Annotated in this window: 20 protein-coding genes; 4 read left to right on the top strand and 16 right to left on the bottom strand. The window is 66.1% G+C overall.

Annotated features, from left to right (window positions below; translation table 11 throughout):
• Positions 1 to 14: 14 nt before the first annotated feature.
• The 10 genes from era to folK form a co-directional block, all read right to left on the bottom strand.
• Complete coding sequence (era, locus tag A4249_RS05540) at positions 15 to 962, bottom strand: GTPase Era (RefSeq protein ID WP_017503839.1); 948 nt, start codon at positions 960 to 962, stop codon at positions 15 to 17.
• On the bottom strand, positions 959 to 1,669 hold the full coding sequence (rnc, locus tag A4249_RS05535; RefSeq protein WP_066551504.1) for a ribonuclease III: 711 nt from the start codon (positions 1,667 to 1,669) through the stop codon (positions 959 to 961). The genes era and rnc overlap by 4 nt, the downstream gene beginning before the upstream one ends.
• Positions 1,669 to 2,562 (bottom strand): signal peptidase I, encoded by an 894-nt coding sequence (gene lepB, locus A4249_RS05530; RefSeq protein WP_066551503.1) that lies wholly within the window; start codon positions 2,560 to 2,562, stop codon positions 1,669 to 1,671. Before lepB ends, rnc begins: the two co-directional genes overlap by 1 nt.
• Before the next feature lie 55 nt (positions 2,563 to 2,617).
• Positions 2,618 to 3,019 (bottom strand): holo-ACP synthase, encoded by a 402-nt coding sequence (gene acpS, locus A4249_RS05525; RefSeq protein ID WP_066551502.1) that lies wholly within the window; start codon positions 3,017 to 3,019, stop codon positions 2,618 to 2,620.
• A complete protein-coding gene (locus A4249_RS05520) occupies positions 3,016 to 3,756 on the bottom strand; it encodes a pyridoxine 5'-phosphate synthase (RefSeq protein WP_066551501.1) in 741 nt (246 codons plus the stop codon). The genes acpS and A4249_RS05520 overlap by 4 nt, the downstream gene beginning before the upstream one ends.
• A 4-nt stretch (positions 3,757 to 3,760) precedes the next feature.
• Positions 3,761 to 4,345 (bottom strand): orotate phosphoribosyltransferase, encoded by a 585-nt coding sequence (pyrE, locus tag A4249_RS05515; RefSeq protein WP_066551500.1) that lies wholly within the window; start codon positions 4,343 to 4,345, stop codon positions 3,761 to 3,763.
• 50 nt (positions 4,346 to 4,395) lie between these two features.
• Entirely contained in the window at positions 4,396 to 5,154 is a 759-nt protein-coding gene (locus A4249_RS05510; protein WP_066551499.1) for a TIGR00730 family Rossman fold protein, read from the bottom strand.
• On the bottom strand, positions 5,151 to 7,220 hold the full coding sequence (locus A4249_RS05505; protein ID WP_066551498.1) for a RelA/SpoT family protein: 2,070 nt from the start codon (positions 7,218 to 7,220) through the stop codon (positions 5,151 to 5,153). Before A4249_RS05505 ends, A4249_RS05510 begins: the two co-directional genes overlap by 4 nt.
• A gap of 224 nt (positions 7,221 to 7,444) precedes the next feature.
• The gene (gene rpoZ / locus A4249_RS05500) at positions 7,445 to 7,804 is read right to left on the bottom strand and encodes a DNA-directed RNA polymerase subunit omega (RefSeq protein WP_017504892.1); all 360 of its coding nucleotides are present in this window, start codon (positions 7,802 to 7,804) and stop codon (positions 7,445 to 7,447) included.
• 84 nt (positions 7,805 to 7,888) lie between these two features.
• A complete protein-coding gene (gene folK / locus A4249_RS05495; RefSeq protein ID WP_066551497.1) occupies positions 7,889 to 8,452 on the bottom strand; it encodes a 2-amino-4-hydroxy-6-hydroxymethyldihydropteridine diphosphokinase in 564 nt (187 codons plus the stop codon).
• On the opposite strand from folK, the gene A4249_RS05490 reads away from it, so the two are divergent.
• Together A4249_RS05490 and A4249_RS05485 are read left to right on the top strand one after the other, a co-directional pair.
• Positions 8,451 to 8,987: a LabA-like NYN domain-containing protein gene (locus A4249_RS05490; RefSeq protein ID WP_017504890.1), complete on the top strand. Its 537-nt coding sequence runs from the start codon at positions 8,451 to 8,453 to the stop codon at positions 8,985 to 8,987. The two genes, folK and A4249_RS05490, sit on opposite strands and share 2 nt — an antisense overlap.
• Positions 8,984 to 9,622: a uracil-DNA glycosylase gene (locus A4249_RS05485; protein WP_066551496.1), complete on the top strand. Its 639-nt coding sequence runs from the start codon at positions 8,984 to 8,986 to the stop codon at positions 9,620 to 9,622. The genes A4249_RS05490 and A4249_RS05485 overlap by 4 nt, the downstream gene beginning before the upstream one ends.
• Before the next feature lie 3 nt (positions 9,623 to 9,625).
• Here A4249_RS05485 and smpB read toward each other — a convergent pair whose 3' ends face one another.
• Positions 9,626 to 10,099, bottom strand: coding sequence for an SsrA-binding protein SmpB (gene smpB / locus A4249_RS05480; RefSeq protein ID WP_055809902.1), 474 nt, complete (start codon positions 10,097 to 10,099; stop codon positions 9,626 to 9,628).
• Positions 10,099 to 10,983: a 4-hydroxy-tetrahydrodipicolinate synthase gene (gene dapA, locus A4249_RS05475; protein WP_066551495.1), complete on the bottom strand. Its 885-nt coding sequence runs from the start codon at positions 10,981 to 10,983 to the stop codon at positions 10,099 to 10,101. The genes smpB and dapA overlap by 1 nt, the downstream gene beginning before the upstream one ends.
• Positions 10,984 to 11,108: 125 nt before the next feature.
• On the opposite strand from dapA, the gene A4249_RS05470 reads away from it, so the two are divergent.
• Positions 11,109 to 13,169, top strand: coding sequence for a lytic transglycosylase domain-containing protein (locus tag A4249_RS05470; RefSeq protein ID WP_197458466.1), 2,061 nt, complete (start codon positions 11,109 to 11,111; stop codon positions 13,167 to 13,169).
• On the opposite strand, the gene A4249_RS05465 is transcribed toward A4249_RS05470, so the two are convergent.
• From A4249_RS05465 to A4249_RS05450, 4 genes are read right to left on the bottom strand one after another with little or no spacing between them, the layout of a single operon-like run.
• Positions 13,163 to 13,918: an ABC transporter ATP-binding protein gene (locus A4249_RS05465; protein ID WP_066551493.1), complete on the bottom strand. Its 756-nt coding sequence runs from the start codon at positions 13,916 to 13,918 to the stop codon at positions 13,163 to 13,165. The two genes, A4249_RS05470 and A4249_RS05465, sit on opposite strands and share 7 nt — an antisense overlap.
• Complete coding sequence (locus tag A4249_RS05460) at positions 13,915 to 14,904, bottom strand: FecCD family ABC transporter permease (protein ID WP_082854070.1); 990 nt, start codon at positions 14,902 to 14,904, stop codon at positions 13,915 to 13,917. Before A4249_RS05460 ends, A4249_RS05465 begins: the two co-directional genes overlap by 4 nt.
• On the bottom strand, positions 14,901 to 15,701 hold the full coding sequence (locus A4249_RS05455) for an ABC transporter substrate-binding protein (RefSeq protein WP_066551491.1): 801 nt from the start codon (positions 15,699 to 15,701) through the stop codon (positions 14,901 to 14,903). The genes A4249_RS05460 and A4249_RS05455 overlap by 4 nt, the downstream gene beginning before the upstream one ends.
• Positions 15,698 to 16,327, bottom strand: a complete 630-nt coding sequence (locus tag A4249_RS05450; RefSeq protein ID WP_066551490.1) for a TetR/AcrR family transcriptional regulator — start codon at positions 16,325 to 16,327, stop codon at positions 15,698 to 15,700. The genes A4249_RS05455 and A4249_RS05450 overlap by 4 nt, the downstream gene beginning before the upstream one ends.
• A 204-nt stretch (positions 16,328 to 16,531) precedes the next feature.
• Between A4249_RS05450 and A4249_RS05445 the strand changes: the two genes are divergently transcribed.
• Positions 16,532 to 17,848 (top strand): glycosyltransferase family 2 protein, encoded by a 1,317-nt coding sequence (locus tag A4249_RS05445; protein ID WP_066551489.1) that lies wholly within the window; start codon positions 16,532 to 16,534, stop codon positions 17,846 to 17,848.
• Position 17,849: the final 1 nt, after the last annotated feature.

Below are 17,849 nucleotides of genomic sequence, written 5' to 3'. Positions count from 1 at the left end.
TCAAACACAGGAACTCAGACGTCGAAATCCAGACCGAACTGGGCATAGAGGGCGCGGCTGTCCTGCCACTTCGGATCGACCTTGACGGTCAGGAAGAGGTGGACCTGGCGGCCCAGGATTTCGTTCAGCTCCTCGCGCGCCTTCTGGCCGATCCATTTCAGGGTCTGGCCGCCCTTTCCCAGCACGATGGGCCGCTGGCTCTCGCGCTCGACATAGATGGTCTGTTCGATCCGAGCCGAGCCGTCGGCGCGATCCTCGAAACTGGTCGTCTCCACCGCCGCCGAATAAGGCAGCTCCTCATGGACGCGCAGATAGACCTTCTCGCGCGTGATCTCCGCCGCAAGAACCCGCACCGGCACGTCGGCGGCTTGATCCTCAGGATACAGCCACGGCCCCTTGGGCATGGACAGGGCCAGACGCTGCTTCAGGTCCTCGACGCCGTCGCCATTGGCCGCCGAGATCATATAGACCTCGGAATAGACGCCGCTTTCGAACAGCTTCTGCGACAGGGCCAGCAGGGTGTCGCGGCGCATACCGTCGATCTTGTTCAGCGCCAGAACAACCTTGGTCCCGGTGGCCTGCAGGTTGGCGATGATGGTCTCGGTGTCCTCGGCCGAGCGACGATCGGCCGCCGTGCCCTCGCGGCCTTCGGCGTTGATGTGGGACTGGGCGTCGATCAGGTGAACGACGATGTCCGCATCTTCCGCGCCGCCCCAGGCTGAGGCGACCATGGCCCGGTCCAGGCGACGACGTGGTGTGAAGATGCCGGGCGTGTCCACCAGCACGATCTGGGCGTCACCTTCCATGGCGATGCCGCGCACTGGAAAGCGCGTCGTCTGCACCTTTTGCGTAACGATCGACACCTTGGACCCGGTCAGCCGGTTCACCAGCGTGGACTTGCCGGCGTTGGGTGCGCCGATGATGGCGGCAAAGCCTGCGCGCTGGTTTTCGATATCGGTCAAATGACGCCTTCACGTTTGAGGAGAGCCGTTGCGGCCGCCTTTTCCGCCTCCTGACGCGAACGCCCTTGCGCGGTCAAGGGCTGCACGTCCTGCACGGACACTTCGACGGTGAATGTGGGCGCATGATCCGAACCCGTCCGATCGGCGACGCGATAGGTCGGCAGCGGCCTGCCCAACCCTTGCGCCCATTCCTGAAGCGCCGATTTCGGATTGGTCACGGTGCGGGATGGCGGCGCCGACAGTTCGTCGGACCAGGCCCGTTCGAACACGGCCTTGGCGGCATCCAGCCCGCCGTCCAGATAGACCGCCGCCAATATGGCCTCGACCGCATCGGCGATTACGCCGGCCTTGCGGCGCCCACCGGTCTTGGTCTCGCCGGGCGATAGCCGCAGCGCGGGCCCAACGCCCAGGGCTTCGCCCACGCGGGCGCAGGCGCCCTTGTCGACCAAGGCGTGCAAGCTGGACGAGAGTTGGCCTTCATCCGCCGTCGGAAACTGAGCCGACAGGCGCTCGGCGACCAGCAGACCCAGCACCCTGTCGCCCAGAAACTCCAGCCGCTCGTTGTCGCGTGGACCGTGGATGCCGACCGGCGCTCCCTCACCCACGCTGGCATGGGTCAGGGCGCGCTCCAGCAGGGCCTTGTCCTTGAACCTGTGTCCCAGGCGCATTTCCAGCGCCGCGACCGCTTCGGCTCTCAGATTGGCCATCAGTGAAGGACGTTGAAGAACCGGTCGAGCCGCACGTTGAACCAGCTGACCGGGTTCCACAGCGACGAACCGGGCTTCCACGAGAACAGGATGATCTGCGCCTTGCCGACCAGATTCTCGGCCGGGACCATGCCCACGCCGCTGGACTGTTCGACACGGCTGTCGATCGAGTTGTCGCGGTTGTCGCCCATCATGAAGTAGTGTCCGGCCGGGACCTCATAGACGGGGGTGTCGTCCAAGTCGTTTCCGGGACCGAAGTCCTGGGTCATGAAGCTCTTGCCTTCCGGCAGGGTCTCGCGGACCTCGGTCACAGGACGCGGCCCGAAGATGTCGTTGATCTCCTGCTCGCTGACCACGACGTCCTGCACCGGTTTGTCGTTGATATAGAGCTTGTTGGCGATCATCTGGATGCGGTCGCCCGGCAGGCCGATCACGCGCTTTATGAAGTCGGTCTTGTTATCGCGCGGCAGTTTGAACACAACGATGTCGCCACGCTTGGGCACCGAACCCATGATCCGTCCATCGAACAGCGGCGGGCTGAACGGGATCGAGTGCTTGGAGAAGCCATACGACCACTTGGAGACGACGATATAGTCGCCTTCGTAGAGGTTCGGCTCCATCGAGGCCGACGGGATGGTGAAGGGCTGGAACAGGAAGATGCGCAGCACCATCGCGATCAGCAGGGCGAAGACGATGGTCTTGAAGATTTCGCCGGTTTCGCTGGCCGCCGAGGTCGCCTTGTCACCGCCCTTGGGCGTCTTGGCATAGACCTTCTGGGTCGCCGTCGTCGGCTCCTGCACCGACTTGACCGGAGCGTCCGCCTCCGAGGCCGCAAATCGTTCTTCGGGGGTGGCGTCGCGATTGGCGTCGTCGGGCTTTTGGTCTTCGCTCATGCGATCAGGCATCCTCGCCGCGTCCGCGCGGTCATCGCGCACGCCTATAACCTGATTACGACTGCGGCAAGGCTTCGATCACCACGAAGGCGAGCGCATAGGGATGTTCGTCGCTCAGCGTCAGGTGAATTCTCGCCTCGTGTCCGGCTGGAGTCAGACGCGCCAGATGCTCGGCCGCATGGCCGGTTAGCGCCATCGTCGGCTGACCCGATCGCAGGTTCACCACCCCCATGTCGCGCCAATAGACATCTGCGCGCATGCCGGTGCCGAGGGCCTTGGCGCAGGCCTCCTTGGCGGCGAACCGTTTGGCGTAGCTCCAGGCCGGGTCCGGCTTCCGATCCGAGCGGGTGCGTTCCAACTCGGTGAAGCAGCGGGCCTTGAAGCGATCCCCAAACCGATCAAGAGACGCCTGGATACGACGGATGTCCGACAGATCCGCGCCGACGCCAATGATCATTTGGCCGCATCCATCGCGGCCCGCATCCGGCGGATCGCCCCGTCCAGGCCTATGAAGATCGAGTCGCCGATCAGGAAATGGCCGATATTCAGCTCGCGGATTTCCGGAATCGCCAGCATGCGCGGGGCCGTGTCGTAATCCAGCCCGTGGCCTGCATGGACCTCCAGCCCCAGGATGTCGGCCTGGGCAGCGGCGGCGGCGAGACGTTCGAACTCAACCTCCCGTTCTGCCGGATCGGTCAAGTAGCAGTAGCGGCCGGTGTGGAACTCGACCACTTGGGCGCCGACGGCGGCGGCGGCCTCGACCTGCGCTTCCGACGGTTCGATGAATAGCGAGACCCGGATGCCGGCGTCTGCCAGCGCCTTGACCACAGGCGCGATCCGTCCTTCGTGACCGGCGACCGCCAGACCGCCTTCGGTCGTGACCTCTTCGCGCCGCTCCGGCACAAGACAGGCGGCGTGCGGCCGGTGGCGCAGAGCGATGGCCAGCATCTCGTCCGTCACCGCCATTTCCAGGTTCAGCGGCTTGCCGGCGCGGGCGCACAGGGCGCTGAGCACGTCGATATCGGCGTCGGTAATGTGGCGGCGGTCTTCGCGCAGGTGAGCGGTGATTCCGTCGGCCCCGGCCGCCAGCGCCGCCTCGGCCGCCCGCGCAGGATCGGGGTGTGTGCCGCCGCGTGCGTTTCGCACCGTGGCGACGTGGTCGATGTTGACGCCCAGCCTGACCCGTTCTCGCATGGCTCTACTTCAACAATCTGCGGCTGCCGGGATCTTCCACCGGAAGCGTGGCCAGTTCAGGCGGAAGAGCGTCGGCTGGGTAGGCAGGCACGTCCAGCGACGCCAGGGCGATCAGCGGTACTCCCACATCCGCCTTGCCGCCCGAGCGATCGACGATACAGGCGGCGGCGATCACCTCGCCCCCGGCGGCTTGGATGGCGGCGATGCATTCGCGCGACGACAGCCCGGTCGTGACGATGTCCTCAACCATGACCACCTTTTCACCCGGCTCGACCGAGAAGCCGCGACGCAGTTTGAACGCCCCGCCTTCGCGCTCGACATACATCGAACGGACCTTCAGGTGTTTGGCCGTCTCGTACCCGGGGATGATGCCGCCTACGGCCGGTGAAATGGCGACATCGACCGGGCCGACCGTGGCCGTGATCTTGTCCGCCAGCGCCTTGCACAGCCGCTCGCATCGCGCGCCATCCATGAAGACCAAGTTCTTCTGCAGGAAGACCGGGCTGTGCAGACCCGACGACAGGACGAAATGGCCTTCGCGCAGGGCGCCGGCGTCGCGAAACTCGTTGAGGACGTCTTCAGTGTTCATGACAGGGTTCTAGACCCGGATCGCGCGCGGATGAACCCTGCGGCGACGCTTCATTCGATGTTTTCGTTCGGCCGCAGCCCGCGCGCGAGCAGTTCAGCCCAGACGCCCTCCGCGTCCTCGCCGAAACCGATCAGGTCCAGGTCGGACGCGGCTATCATTCCATGCTCGACCAAGGCGTCGAAACCGATGACCGAGGTCCAGTAGGCCTTGTCCACCAGAACGACCGGAACCGGCGGCGCCTTCTTCGTCTGGCGCAACGTCAACATCTCGAACATCTCGTCGAAGGTGCCGAAGCCGCCGGGAAACACCACCAGCGCATTGGCGCGCATCGCCAGATGCATCTTGCGCATCGCGAAATAGTGGAAGCGGAACGTCAGCTCCGGCGTCGAATAGGCGTTCGGCTCCTGCTCATGCGGCAGGGTGATGTTGAAACCGATGGACGGCGCGCCCGCGTCCATGGCCCCGCGGTTGGCCGCTTCCATGATGCCGGGGCCGCCGCCGGTGGCGATGACATTGTCGCGGGGTTCGCCGACGCGACCTCGCAAGGCTCCGCCCCGCTCGGACGCCAGTCGACCAAAGGCGCGCGCCTCGTCATACCAACGGTGCCCTTCACGGACGCGCGCGCTGCCGAAGACGACGAGGGTCGAGCGCACGCCCCAGGCCCTCAACGCCTCCTCAGGCTTGGCGTATTCCATCAGGAACCGCACGCCGCGCATCGAATCGCCCAGCAGGAAGTCCTGATCCATCGCCGCCATGCGATAGGACGGCGAGGCCATCTGCGCCGCGTTCGGTTTTATCGGGTCGCTCATTCGCCCCGCGCGCGCTCGACGGAATCGACCGACGGATTGGCCCTCAGCGCCGCCATGATCATGGTCGCATGCTTGGCGTCTTCGACCTCGACATCCACGTCCACGTCGAAGAAGTCCTGCTGACGGTGCGCCATCGACAGGTTGATGATGTTGCCGCCGGCCTCGCCGATCAGGGTCGTGACCTGACCCAGTACGCCCGGCGCATTGCGGATCGTCGCGCGAATACGGGCGGCGGCGACCGCGTCCGTCTCGGCCTGAGGCGTCCATTGCAGGTCATGCCAGACCGAATCGTCATCGGCGAAGGCGGCCAGGGTCTGGCAATCGATGGTGTGGACGGTCAGGCCAGATTCGGGCTCCAGAATGCCGACGATCCGGTCGCCCGGAACGGGCGTGCAGCATTGACCGAAGTGTACCGACACGCCGGGAGTCAGCCCCCCGCCGCGCACGAACAGCCGCGCCTTCTCGCCCTCGATGCGCTGCTTCTCGGGCCCGGCCTTCAGCCGCCCCTTCAGCGCGGGGAACAGGATTTCGGCCGCCGTCGTCGGCGATAACCGCCCGCGACCCAGGCCTTCAAACAGATCGTCGTCACTCGCGACCGCCAGCAGTTCCAGAACCGGCTTCAGCGACACGTCGGTCAGGGCCTTGTCGACCCGGCCCAGGGTTTGATCCAGCGCGACGCGACCCAGCTTGATGAACTCTTCGCGCTCGGAGGTGCGGATATGACGGCGAATGGCGGAACGCGCGCGGCCCGTGACCGTCAGACTGCGCCAGTCGGCAGGCACTTCGCGCTTGGAGCCGCGGATGATCTCGACCACGTCGCCGTTCTGGAGTGGCGTGCGCATGGGCTTCAACTCGCCATTGACCTTGACGCCGACGGCGGTGTCGCCGACCTCGGTGTGGACGGCATAGGCGAAGTCCAGAGGCATTCCCCCGCGCGGCAGGGTGACCAGTTGCCCCTTCGGCGTGAAGACGAAAACCTGGTCCAGATACATTTCCAGCTTGGCGTGCTCGACCCAGTCCTCGCCGCCCTCGCCGTGCTCGATCACCTGAACCAAGTGTCGCAGGTTCTGAAGCGGGTCACGCCCGCCGCCCTGTTCCATCGCCTCGCGGTCGAAGCCGTAGGAATGGTTCTTGTAACGCCAGTGGGCGGCGACCCCGTCCTCGGCGATCCGGTCCATATCCTCGGTGCGGATTTGCATCTCGATCCGCAGGCCCCGGGGGCCGACGACGGTCGTGTGCAACGAGCGATAGTTGTTCGACTTAGGCGTCGAGATGAAATCCTTGAACCGCTCGGGCACCATCGGCCATTCGCGGTGGATCACACCCAGCGCGCGGTAGCAGTCGTCCTCCGCCTCGACGATGACGCGGAAGCCGTAAATGTCCGACAGGGACGAAAAGCCGACCGACTTGCGCTGAAGTTTGCGCCAGATCGAATAGGGCGTCTTCTGCCGGCCATAGACATTGGCCTTCAGGCCCGCCTCGGACAGAACGCGCTCAACCTCGCTCGCCACGCCGTCGATGGCGCGACCGTGCTCCAGTTTCAACGCCTCCAGCCGCCGCTCGATGGCGGTCTTGGCCGTTGGATTCAGATGGGTGAAAGCCAGCTCTTCCAGCTCGGACGCGATCGAGTGGATACCGATCGACCGGCCCAGGGGCGCATAGACTTCCAGCGTCTCGCGGCTGATCCGCTCGCGCTTCTCCGGCTTCACGAACTGGAGCGTTCGCATATTGTGCAAGCGGTCGGCCAGCTTGACCAGCAGGACCCGCACGTCACGGCTGATGGCCAGGATGAATTTGCGCAGATTCTCGGCCTGACGCGTGTGTTCCGCCTGAAGCTCCAGCCGCGACAGCTTGGTCACGCCCTCGACGAGGACCGCGACCTCTTCGCCGAACATGCCGGCGATGTCGTCGCGTGTCGCCGATGTGTCCTCGACGACGTCATGCAACAGGGCGGTGACGATGGTGGCGGTGTCGAGCTTATAGTCGGTCAGGATCCCCGCGACTTGGATCGGGTGGGCGAAATAGGGATCGCCCGAGGCTCGCAACTGCGAACCGTGCATTTTCATCGCATAGACGTAGGCGCGGTTAAGAAGCGCTTCGTCGGCGGTAGGGTCATAGGCCTTGACGGCCTCGATCAGCTCAAACTGACGCAGGATCGGCGCGCGCTTGGGCTGGGGCGACGGATCGACGAGCGCCGTCTGAGGGTCGTTTTTGTTTGCAGCTTGGGGCGCCGGCGGAACCGTCTCAGTCCGCGCCGGCAGGATAGTGACGCCAGGGGCTCCCTCGGACGTCAGTACCGCTCCTCCTGACCGCCGTCGCGGTCGCTTTGCAGGGCGCGGATCAGTTCCGCCTCGGCCATGTTCATGTGCTGCGGCGAGGCCAGCAGGGCGACCGTTTCCGCCTCGTCCTCGGCTTCCGTCCGCTCATCGACGCGTTGCAGCGTGGTGATGATGGTCTCGCGCAGTTCGTCCGGCACGACGGTGTCGTCGGCGATCTCGCGCAGAGCGACAACGGGGTTCTTGTCATTGTCGCGGTCGATCGTCAGGGCGGCGCCGTTGGCGATGCTGCGGGCGCGGTGGCCAGCCATCAGCACCAGACCAAAGCGGTTCGGAACCTTCTCGATGCAGTCTTCGACGGTGACGCGGGCCATGAAATTCCTCGAACGCGGGGGAGAACCGCGTCAAATACAGATGAGGACGGCTTTTTGCAACGCCACAGGGGCGGAAGTTGGGCGTCAGGTCGGGCGGGCGTCGGCGCCGACGGAGGTGGAAGCGGCCAGATCGCTCGCGGCCCCGCCATGCGGATGCGTCCATGCCGGCGCGATCTCGGCGATGGGGCCCATGACAAACCGTCGCTCGGCCGCGCGGGGATGAGGCAGGATTAATCCCTGCAGATCACCGCTCAATCGTCCGTAGGCGATCAGGTCCAAATCCAGCGTCCGCGGCGCATTGCGCACCGACCGCTCGCGGCCGAACGCATCCTCGATCCGGCCGAGCGCCGCCATCAGCGCATGCGGATCGTGTTCTGTGCGGACGATGACCGCGCCATTCAGAAAGGCTGGATCGTGCGGATCGGGCCAGGCCTGGGACGACCACCACGACGAGCGTGCGACGACATCAATCCCTTCGCTGCGAAAACGCGCGATCGCCGCCTCCAGCGCTTCGGTGCAGGACGACCATGCCCCCTTGTCATTGCAGCCCAGGGCCACGATGACTGCGTCATTCAGGTCAAACCCGTCATCGATTCCGACGGCGACTGCGCGATCCGATTTTTCATCTCTTTCTACGGCTTCGACCATGTTTCATCCCACCGATCGGCTGGCGATCTTCATCGACGGCTCGAACCTCTACTCCGCCGCCCGCGCCCTGCAGCACGACATGGACTTCCGGCGGATGCTGGACTGGTTCCGCGAGAGGTCCATCCTGACCCGCGCATACTACTATACGGCCGTGGTCGAGGGCGAAGAATTCTCGCCGGTTAAGCCGCTGGTCGACTGGCTCGACTACAACGGCTTTTCGGTCGTCACCAAGCCGGTCAAGCGGTTCACGGACAATAGCGGCCACAGTCGGATCAAGGGCAACATGGACATCGAGATCGCGGTGGACATGCTGGAGCTGGCTCCGCACATCGACCATGCTGTGCTGTTCTCCGGCGATGGCGACTTCCGGCGAGTGGTTCAGGCGATCCAGGCCAGGGGCGTGCGGGTGACTGTCATCTCGACCCAGAAGACCCAGCCGCCGCATATCGCCGACGAACTGCGTCGTCAGGCCGACGCCTTCCTGGACCTGAACGATCTGATGGCCGACTTCGGCCGCCCGAAGGCCGCCCAATGACCTTGACGCCCGAACCGCCCCGCGACTGCCCCCTATGTCCTCGCCTCGTCGCCTATCGTCAGGAGAATGCGCGCCAGAATCCAGACTGGTGGAACGGGCCGGCCGCCTCGTTCGGCGATCCGAATGCGCGTCTGCTGATCGCCGGCCTCGCGCCCGGCCGAACCGGCGCCAACCGGACGGGACGTCCCTTCACCGGCGATCACGCCGGCTGGTTGCTATACGATACGCTGAAGAAGGCCGGCTTTGCGAATGGCCGTTATGATCCGAACGGTGACGATGACCTGACGCTGACGGACTGCATGATCACCAATGCGGTCCGATGCGCCCCGCCCGGGAACAAGCCTCTGCCGATCGAGGAGACGACCTGCCGTCCCTTCCTGATCGACCGGCTCAAACTGCTGCCTAATCTGAAGGTGATCGTGACGCTGGGCGACGTCTCGCGCCGCAACATCCTGAAAGCGTTCGGACGGCCAGCGTCAGCGATGCCGGCGGGCCACGGGGCGCAGGGCGAAGCCGGCGGCTACGTCATTCTGAACAGCTATCACTGCTCCCGGTTGAACACGAACACCGGTCGCCTGACGCCGCAGATGTTCGAGGACATCTTCGCGCGCGCCCGAACCCTGATCGAGGCCTGAGCCTCAGCCCTTGTCACGCATCAGGCGGGCCTTATCGCGCTGCCAGTCGCGTTCGGCAGAAGCCTCGCGCTTGTCGTGCAGCTTCTTGCCCTTGGCCAGCGCGATCTCCAGCTTCGCCTTGCCTGCATCGTTCAGATAGAGCTTCAGCGGAATGATGGTCTGACCGTCGCGCTGGACCGCCCCCATCAGCTTGTCGATCTGCTTTCTGTGCAGCAGCAGCTTACGCGGTCGGCGCGGCTCGTGGTTGAAGCGGTTTGCCTGTTTGTACGGCGGGATATCGGCGTTGATCAGCACGATCTCGCGCCCCTCCACCGCCGCATAGCTTTCGGCGATATTGGCCCGGCCGTCGCGCAGCGCCTTGATCTCGGTGCCCAGCAGCTGGATCCCGGCCTCGATATTGTCTTCTAGGAAATAGTCGAACCGCGCGCGGCGATTTTCGGCGATGACCTTGGATTTCGATTGCGGCTTGGGGGCCATCAGATGACGCCCGCCGCCGCCATGGCGCGGTCGATGAAAGGTTTGACCGCATCGGAGGTCGGCGACAGCGGCAGACGCGCCTCCTCGTTGCATAAGCCGAGCTTGGCCAAGGCGTATTTCGTCGGCGCGGGCGAGTTGTCCAGGAACAGCGCCTTGCACAAACTAATCAGTCGGTCCTGCCAGTCGCGTGCTGTCGCATAATCTCCGGCGGTCATCGCATTGTGCAAGGCGACCATGGCCTCGGGCGCGACATTGGACGCCACCGAGATCAGGCCGACGCCGCCATGGGCGTGGTAGCCGAGATAGCTGGGGTCGTCGCCCGAGATCAGGTCGAACTGGCCATCGATGTTTGCGCGCATCCAGCTGACGCGGCTCATGTCGCCCGTGGCGTCCTTGATGCCGACGATGTTGGCGTGGGCCGCCAGCCGCGCCACTGTCTCATTGGACAAATCGGCCCCCGTGCGGCCCGGCACATTGTAAAGCAGGATCGGCAGTTGAACCGCGTCGGCCACCGCTTCGAAATGGGCTGCCATGCCCGCCTGGGACGGGCGAATGTAATAGGGCGTCACGATCAAAGCCCCATCCGCGCCCACCGTCTTGGCGTGGCGGGTCAGGTCGATGGCCTCCTTGGTATAAGGCGATCCGGTACCGGCGATGACGGCGATGCGCCCGGCCGTCAGACGCACGCACAGTTCGATGACGTGTTTGTGCTCATCCAGATCCATGCTGGCGCCCTCGCCCGTCGTGCCCATCGGGACGACGCCGTGAACCCCTGCGGCGATCTGACGCTCGAGCAGTTTGGCGAATGCGGCTTCGTCCACGTTTCCGTCACGAAGTGGTGTGATCAGGGCGGTGATCACGCCCTTGAACAAGGGGGCGTTCATGAGACTAAGCTGGCCTGCGTGGGGAGTGACGATGGACGGATGTTCATCGCCTTTGCAATGAGCGCGGGACGTTAGGTCGCCAGCGGCTCCGCCGCAACCGGGATTGAATGGGAACAGGACAGATCATGATCGCGACCAGTCTGGCGGCGGCCCTCGCCGTCCTTGCGCCGAACCCGCAGGACGTCCTGCCTACCCAGCCTGTGCCCTATGCTTCGGCGTCCTCGTCCGTCCCCGGCTATTCGGCGACCTATCAGGGCCGCGTGCTGAGCGATCAGGACACGGCGCTGTTTCGTCAGGGGCTGGCGGCGGCCCGTGCGCGCGATGTGTTCGGCGCCCAGTCCGCTATGTCGCAGATCAGGGACGCCTCGGCTCGCAAGCTGGTCGAATGGGCGCTGATCGACACCTCGGGCGAGCAGTTGCCCTACTCGGACCTCGCGCGCGGTCAGGCCGATCTGGCGGGATGGCCGCGCGGCGAATCGCGACGCGCCGCCGCCGAAAAGGTGCTGGACCGGTCCGGCATGGGCGTGGACGCCGCCTTGGCCCTAATGTCTGACGGAAAGCCGACGACGGTCGAGGGGGCCATCGCCTACGCCTCCGCGCTGCAGCAGCGCGGCCGCCAGGATGAGGCCCGCGCCCTCGTCCGCGACTGGTGGCGCACCCGCTCCTTCGATGACGCGCCGCAGTCGCGTATCCTCAGCCAATGGGGCTCCTGGTTGACCCCCGCCGATCACGAGGCGCGGCTGAATATGCTGCTGCTAGGTCCGCACGGACCGGCGACGCGTAGCATGATCAATCTGGTCTCGCCCGATCGCGCCGCCATCGCCAACACGGTGATGACCCTTCGTTCGGCCTACAGCCCCGACGCTGTCATCGCCAATCTGACGCCGGCCCAGGCGGCCGATCCGGCGGTCGTGCTGGAGCGTGTTCGCCTGCTGCGATCGCAAAATCGCCAGTCCGAAGGCTTTGCGCTGCTGGCCAATCTTCCGCCGGCGCCGGGCCATACGACCGGCGACAACACCCTGTGGAGCGAGCGCCGCAACTACTTCCTGGACGCCCTGCAACAGGGCAACTGGCGCGCAGCCTATGACGCCATGAACGGTCACGGCTTCACATCCGGCGACCGGATGGTGGACGCCGAGTTTTTCGCCGGCTGGGTCGCCCTGACCAAGCTGAACCAGCCCGAGGTCGCCGCCCGCCATTTCGAGGCTCTGCGCACCGCCTCATCCACGCCGATCACTCAGGGCCGCGCCTTCTATTGGCTGGGTCGCGCCGCCGAGGCGCGCGGCGAACGCGACGCCGCCCTCGCCTACTATCGCAACGGCGCTCAGCATTGGCAGACCTTCTACGGCCAGCTGGCGGCCGAGAAGGCGGGCATGACCACGCTTCAGCTGCCGGGCGAGCCTGTGCCGTCCCAAGCGGACATCGCCCGCTTCGAAGGCAATGAGATCGTCCGCGCCACGCGCATCTTGGGCGAGACCGGCGAAATGAGCCTGCTCCGCGTCTTCGCCTATCAGCTCGACAATGACCTGCCGACGATCAACGACCTGGCCCTGCTGATGGATCTGTCGCGCGGCTATGGCGAGGGTTTCACCGCCATGATGGTGGGGCGCGCCGCCAGCCAGCGGGGCTTCGTCATGCCCGAGCGCATGTATCCGGTCCGCATCCCGCCCCAGGTCGTCGGCGCCGCGCCGCTGGAATTCACCCAGGCGATCACACGCCAGGAATCCAGCTTCGATCCCCGCGCCCGCTCCGGCGCCGATGCGCGCGGCATGATGCAGTTTCTGCCGTCCACGGCCTCGGGCGTCGCCCGCCGTCTGGGCATGAGCTATTCCGCCGAGCAGTTGTGGGATCCCGACTACAACATGACCCTGGGCAGCTATCACCTGGGCGAGCTGATGGCCGCGAATAACGGTTCCATGTTGCTGGCGACGGTTGGCTACAACGCCGGGCCGGCACGCCCCAGCCAGTGGATCGCCCGATGCGGCGACCCGCGCGGCGATGCGATCAAGACCATCGACTTCATCGAGTGCGCGCCCTTCACCGAGACGCGCAACTATATGATGCGGGTGATGGAGAACATGGCGGTCTACAAGGCGCGCCTGAACGGCGGCACAGCGCCGCTGACGCCGTCGGCCGACATTTCGCGCGGATCGGCGGCCGGCGCGCGGCCCTATATCGCTTACTGAGACCGGCGGGCCGCCAACAGCGGTCCGTTCGGCCCCTCGATCCACGCGCCGTCCAGCCCAAACACCTCGCGCAGGATGGCGGGTGATAGAGCCTGGATCGGTGGGGCGTCCGCGACCACCCGCCCTTGATCCAGTACGACAATGCGATCCGCCGCGGTTGCAGCCAAGGTCAGGTCGTGAAGGCTGACCAGCACCCCTGCCCCATTGTCAGCGCGCGCCCTCAGGCGCTCCAGCACCAGACGCTGCGAATCCGGGTCCAGCCCCGCGATCGGCTCGTCGGCCAACAGCAGCGGCGCATCGACGACAAGGGCTCGCGCTAGTAGAACCCGGGCACGCTCGCCGCCTGACATCTCTGCAACGCCGCGGTCCGCCAGATGACCGGCGCCGACTTCGTCCAGAGCGGCTCGCGCGCGCGCCAGCGCATCCGCGCCTGACAGGAAAGGCGCGCCGAGCGCCGCCACCTCCACCGCCGGCAGATTCCAGGCGATGCGCCGTTCCTGCGGCAGATAGGCGACGCGTTCCGCCCGCTGGCGATGGGACAGATCGACGATGTCCGAGTTGCCCAACCTGATTTGTCCGCCGGTCGTCTCGAGCAGGCCCACAGCGGCGCGGATGGCGCTGCTCTTGCCCGCGCCGTTCGGACCGCACAGAGCCACGACATCGCCCGCCGCGACCGACAGGCTCACCCCATCCAGCACGACGGCCTTGCCCAGCCGCGCCTGAACCGTCTCCAGCGACAGCAAGCTCACAGCCGCCACTCCCGCGCCGCCCGCCAGGCGATCAGGGCGAACAGCGGCGCGCCGATCAGGGCGGTGAACACGCCCAGCTTCAGTTCCTGATCCGTCGGCGTCAGTCGCGCCAGCAGATCCGCGACGATCAGCATCAGCCCGCCCGCCAGCGCCGAGGGCGCCAAGATTCGCTTCGCATCGCCGCGCACCGCCGCGCGGATCAGATGCGGCGCCGCCAGGCCCACGAACCCGATGACGCCCGCCACCGCCACCGCCGCCCCTGTTGCCAGGGCCGCCGCGATCAGGGCGAAGGCCCGCAACCGTCCCATATTCAAGCCCGACGCCGCCGCACCCTCGTCGCCCAGGGTCAGCATCCGTAGACCTGTGCCCGACAAGGCAGCAAAGCCCCCCGCGACGACAACGGCCGGCGTCACCCAGGCCACATCGACCCAGCTTCGATTCTGCACCGATCCCAGCAGCCAGGACATGACCTCGGCCGAGGCGATCGGCGACGGCGACAGGTTGAAGATCAAGGCCGTCGCCGCGCCTGCGAAACTGGACACCGCCACCCCGAACAGGATCAGGGCCTCCGGGGCCCGCATGGCTCTGGACGCCGCGATCAACAGTCCGCCTGCCAACGCCGCGCCCGCCAATGCCGAAAGCTCGATCAGTCCCGGCACAGCCGCAGCGCCAAGGACGATCGCCAGCGCCGCGCCCAGCGCCCCCGTCGCCGACACGCCCAGCACGCCGGGATCAGCCAGCGGGTTACGCAACAGCCCCTGCATCACTGCGCCCGCCAACCCCAGGGCCGCGCCGACGATCAGGGCGCAGACCGCGCGCGGCGCTCGCACCTGCCACAGCACCTCGGCCGGGCCGGATGTCGGATCGCTGAAGGCAGCCGCATACTGATCGACGCTGAACGCCGTCTCGCCGGCCAGCACCGCCAGGGCCAGCGCCGCGACGATCAAGCCGATCAGAACCAGGCACAGCCGAACCGTTCTGTTCACGGCCGCCCCTTGGCCATCATCTCGACCGCGTCGGCGGCGAACCACGCGGGGCAGGTCAAGGTCGCGGCAGGCAGGCGCGAAGCCGTTCGGCCCTCGGCCGCTCGCGCGACAACCGGATGCCGCCCCGGTCCGCGCAGGTCGGCGCGCAACTGATCGAAGAAGCCAAGCACAAATCGCACCGGCGGATTCATCGCGATCCGCTCGACGCTGAGTGCGCCAAAACCGGGCGCAGCCGACAGATTTCTAAATCCGGCCGCCCGCATCATCGCATCCATCAGCGTGCCTGGCCCCGCGGTGAAGCCCCCCGAGGTCAGATAGACCGCCCCCGGCGCCTCAGCCGCGCGCTTCACCGACGCCGCCTTGGCCAACTTCCCGTCCATCTGTCGCTCTAACGTCTGTCCGCGCTCAGCCTGTCCCAAATCCCGCGCCACAGTCCGGATATTCCGTCGTACGCCCTCCAGATCAATCGCATCATCGATTGTGACCACCTTGACGCCGCGCTGCGTCAGCGCGGACAGTAGGCGCGGCTCGCCGCCCCAGTAGCGCACCACGACGTCAGGCTGAAAACCCACGGCGGCCTCAAGTGTCGGACGCAAACGCTTGTGACCGACCGCCTGCTGACGCAGCCAGGCGTCCGGATCGTCGGCGCGGGGCGACAGCGCGAGGTCCGCGTCCGGCGCCAAGGCCAGCACATATTGATCCGCGCATTGATCCAGCGCCATGATCCGCAAGGGCCGCGCCTCAGCCACGCTGCTGCTGAACGCCAGAGCCGCCAAGGCGACGCAGATACGCTTCATCCTTCGATCAGACCGGCGAATAGGGCGTCCAAAGTCGTGCGAACCAGCGCCTGCCGATCAGACCACGGGAAGTAGGGCTTTGTGATCATGAGCGACACGATCCCGTGCGCCGCAGCCCAGATCGCCTGGGCGATCGTGGCGGGATCGCCTTTCATGCGTCCGGCCGTCACGGCGTCGCCGACGGTCGCTTCCAATGTCGTGAACAGGCTGGAGCCGAGCTCGCGCGCCGCGTCCTGGGCGCCCTCTCGCGCCTCGACCGGTCTTGTCAGATAGATCAGGCGATAGGCGTTGGGATGGGCGAAACCAAAGTCGATGTAGCCCTCGATCATCCGCCGCAGCCGCTGCTCGGGCGGCGCGGCCTCATCGGCGACGGCGGCATTGGATGCGATCAGCCGCGCAAAGGCGTCACGGCAGATTTCCTGCAGGATCGCGCCCTTGTCTGGGAAATGCATGTAGAGCGCCGTCGACGACAGCCCGACCTCGTCCGCGATCTTGCGAATCGTCGCGCCTTCATAGCCGTGCTCGACGAAGATGCGCTCGGCCGCGGCCAGGATTTCGCCCCTACGCGAATGGCCTTCGCCCTTGGGCTTTCGGGTCGTGCGCGAGGCGTTCGAAAGTTCAGACAAGCCGCTGCTCCGGGTGAGGCGCCCTGAATAGCGACAATCCGTCCCGGACGCCAACCGACTTGCAGAACAAGGTTGTTTCAAATAGCGATTAGGGGTTGTGGCGCTTTGGGGGCGGATGCGGTGAAGGATTGGGCGCATCCGGGGATCAGGCCCCGCAGAAATGGCGCCTCACGACGCACGTGGAGCGGTTTCCAGGTCACGACCTTGATCCTGCTTACGCTGACATCCGCCGTGGCGCTAATCCGCTGGCCCCAAACCGCTCTCACCGTCGCCCTGGTGTTGTTCCAAGCCGCGTTCGTTGTGTGCGCGCTGTGGAAGGCCGTCATCGGTATCGCCAGCCTGCGACGCCCCGCGCCTGTTCCGCGTCCGATCGAATGGCCGCGCTACACCATTCTGGCGGCGCTTTATGATGAGGCGGCTGTGACCTCGCAGTTGATCGCCAACCTCGGCCGGATCGACTATCCGGCGCACAGGTTGGAGGCGTTCATCGTGCTGGAGGCGCATGATGAGGTCACACTGGCCGCAGCCCAGGCGACGCCCAAACCGCCGTGGCTGAAAATCCTGATCGCACCGCCGGGCAGCCCCCAGACCAAGCCGCGTGCTTTGAACTACGCCTTGGGTCACGCGCGGGGCGATCTGGTCACCATCTATGACGCAGAGGACCGACCGCATCCGCAACAGCTTCGCCAGGCGGCGGCGCGTTTCGTCGCCCAGCCCCGGCTGGGTTGTCTTCAGGCGCCGCTTCGCATCCGAGGATCCGGCAAGCCTGGCTCCTGGTTTCTGGATCGGCAGTTCGCCTTTGAATATGCGGCCCTGTTCGAAGTGACTTTGCCGGGCATGGCGCGGCTCGGCCTGCCCTTTCCGCTTGGCGGCACAAGCAATCACATCCGCATGACGGCGCTGCGTGGCGCAGGCGGCTGGGATGCGCACAATGTCACCGAGGACGCCGACCTGGGCTTTCGCCTGTGGTCGATGGGCTGGAAGCTCGGCGTCATCGACAGTCCGACGTGGGAGACGCCGCCGGGCGCGATGGACCGGTGGCTGCCCCAGCGCGCCCGGTGGCTGAAGGGTTATATGCAGACCTGGGGCGTGCATACGCGGCGTCCCAACGCCTTGGGCCGGCGCGGAATCTTGTCGCTGGTCATGACCTTGGGCGCGGCGATCCTTTCGGCGGCCGCCCATGCCCCGACGCTGGCCTGGCTGGTTCTGGCTATCGCCGTCTGGGCTCTGTCCGGCGTCTTGCCGCCTTTGCCCGGAGGCTCGCTAGGCGTGCTGGCCCTGGGCGTCATCGCCGCCTGGAAGAGCTGCGCGGTCGGAGCACGACGCGCCGGGCTCGATTATCGGCTGGGCGATGTGCTGGCTGCGCCGGCATACTGGGCGCTGCTCAGCCTCGCCTTTGTCCATGCAGCCTGGCGGCTGGCGGTCGAACCGCACGTCTGGGACAAGACCCCGCACGATCGCGACGATCAGATGCCGGAATTGACGGTCGTGGCGCTGGACGCTGGACGCGAGGCGGCCTGAG

This window comes from Brevundimonas sp. GW460-12-10-14-LB2, from assembly GCF_001636925.1.
Taxonomy (GTDB): domain Bacteria; phylum Pseudomonadota; class Alphaproteobacteria; order Caulobacterales; family Caulobacteraceae; genus Brevundimonas; species Brevundimonas vesicularis.
The sequence above is the reverse complement of the archived record's forward strand: the minus strand, read 5'-3'. Positions and strand labels throughout refer to the sequence as shown.

Coding starts and splice junctions, on each gene's coding strand:
- rnc (WP_066551504.1), bottom strand. CDS start 1,669: ATGGCCAATCTGAGAGCCGAAGCGGTCGCGGCGCTGGAAATGCGCCTG.
- lepB (WP_066551503.1), bottom strand. CDS start 2,562: ATGAGCGAAGACCAAAAGCCCGACGACGCCAATCGCGACGCCACCCCC.
- acpS (WP_066551502.1), bottom strand. CDS start 3,019: ATGATCATTGGCGTCGGCGCGGATCTGTCGGACATCCGTCGTATCCAG.
- A4249_RS05520 (WP_066551501.1), bottom strand. CDS start 3,756: ATGCGAGAACGGGTCAGGCTGGGCGTCAACATCGACCACGTCGCCACG.
- pyrE (WP_066551500.1), bottom strand. CDS start 4,345: ATGAACACTGAAGACGTCCTCAACGAGTTTCGCGACGCCGGCGCCCTG.
- A4249_RS05510 (WP_066551499.1), bottom strand. CDS start 5,154: ATGAGCGACCCGATAAAACCGAACGCGGCGCAGATGGCCTCGCCGTCC.
- A4249_RS05505 (WP_066551498.1), bottom strand. CDS start 7,220: ATGAAAATGCACGGTTCGCAGTTGCGAGCCTCGGGCGATCCCTATTTC.
- rpoZ (WP_017504892.1), bottom strand. CDS start 7,804: ATGGCCCGCGTCACCGTCGAAGACTGCATCGAGAAGGTTCCGAACCGC.
- A4249_RS05490 (WP_017504890.1), top strand. CDS start 8,451: ATGTTTCATCCCACCGATCGGCTGGCGATCTTCATCGACGGCTCGAAC.
- folK (WP_066551497.1), bottom strand. CDS start 8,452: ATGGTCGAAGCCGTAGAAAGAGATGAAAAATCGGATCGCGCAGTCGCC.
- A4249_RS05485 (WP_066551496.1), top strand. CDS start 8,984: ATGACCTTGACGCCCGAACCGCCCCGCGACTGCCCCCTATGTCCTCGC.
- smpB (WP_055809902.1), bottom strand. CDS start 10,099: ATGGCCCCCAAGCCGCAATCGAAATCCAAGGTCATCGCCGAAAATCGC.
- dapA (WP_066551495.1), bottom strand. CDS start 10,983: ATGAACGCCCCCTTGTTCAAGGGCGTGATCACCGCCCTGATCACACCA.
- A4249_RS05470 (WP_197458466.1), top strand. CDS start 11,109: ATGATCGCGACCAGTCTGGCGGCGGCCCTCGCCGTCCTTGCGCCGAAC.
- A4249_RS05455 (WP_066551491.1), bottom strand. CDS start 15,701: ATGAAGCGTATCTGCGTCGCCTTGGCGGCTCTGGCGTTCAGCAGCAGC.